Origin of the sequence: Marinobacter iranensis (genome assembly GCF_029207565.1) — a bacterium.
Classification (GTDB): domain Bacteria; phylum Pseudomonadota; class Gammaproteobacteria; order Pseudomonadales; family Oleiphilaceae; genus Marinobacter; species Marinobacter iranensis.
This window is the reverse complement of the sequence record NZ_JANCMW010000442.1, coordinates 1-228: the sequence shown is the minus strand read 5'-3', so window position 1 is coordinate 228 and position 228 is coordinate 1. Positions and strand designations below refer to the sequence as shown.

Genomic DNA, 228 nt, shown 5'->3' with positions numbered 1-228 from the left:
GAGCCGCTCGAGCAGGGTCGTCTTGCCTGCGCCGTTCGGGCCGACGAGCGCCGCGCGCTCGGGCCCCTGGATGGTCCAGGAGCGCTCGCCGTCGCCGATCGTCGCGCTGCGCCGACCGGTGCCGACGCCGGGGTCGGGCAGGTCGATGTGCACCGTGTCGTCGTCGCGCACGCGCCGGCCGGCGGTGTCGACGGCGGCCCGGGCGGCCTCCACCTTCTCGTTCGCCTC

Annotated in this window: 1 protein-coding gene; it reads right to left on the bottom strand. The window is 77.2% G+C overall.

All coding sequences use genetic code 11. The annotated features are described in order from the left end of the window. Nucleotides 1–228: ATP-binding cassette domain-containing protein (locus NLU14_RS23030; protein ID WP_275710982.1), on the bottom strand; the 228-nt coding region annotated here is incomplete at both ends.